Source organism: Inquilinus sp. OTU3971, from assembly GCF_038440215.1.
Window position 1 is genome coordinate 1 of record NZ_JASATH010000430.1, and the last position, 728, is coordinate 728.

Genomic DNA, 728 nt, shown 5'->3' on the forward strand with positions numbered 1-728 from the left:
GTGTAAGTGATCACGTCGGGGCCGTTGGCGTTGGCAGCCGGCGTGTAGACCAGGTTGCCGTCGACATCGAGGGAGACGGTGCCGTGCAAGGCCGAGCCACCGGTGATCGACAGGGTGTCACCGTCGATGTCGGAGGCACCGGCCAGGATCAGCGCCTTGGAGACGGTGAGCGGGGTGTCCTCATTGGTGCTCTGATCGGCGACCGTGCCGGCCACCGGGTCGTCATTCACCGCCGCGACGGTGACGTTGAAGGTCCCCGTCGTCGTGCCGCCCTGGCCGTCGGAGAGGGTGTAGGTGACGACACCCGACCCATGGAGGTTGGCATTTGGCGTGCAGACCAGGTCGCCATTGGCGTCGAGGGAGACGGTGCCGTACAGGGCGGAGCCGCCGATCAAGGTGAGGGTGTCGCCATCGACATCGCTGGCACCGGCCAGGATCAGGGCCTTGGAGACCGTGAGCGGGGTGTCTTCACTGGTGCTCTGGTTCGCGACCGTCCCGGAGGTCGGGTTGTCGTTCACCGCGCCGACGCCCACGTTGAAGCTGCCGGTGGTGGTGCCGCCCTGGCCGTCGGACAGGGTGTAAGTGATCACGTCGGGGCCGTTGGCGTTGGCGCTCGGCGTGTAGACCAGGTTGCCGTCGACGTCGAGGGAGACGGTGCCGTGCAGGGCCGAGCCACCGGTCAGGGTGACGGAGTCGCCATCGACATCGCTGGCGCCGGCCAGGATCAC

The 728-nt window shown here is 67.7% G+C and carries 1 protein-coding gene; it reads right to left on the minus strand.

The features are described from left to right. Positions 1-728, minus strand: a 728-nt coding sequence (locus AAHM41_RS40285) for a cadherin-like domain-containing protein (protein ID WP_342242271.1), incomplete at both ends; no start/stop codon positions are given.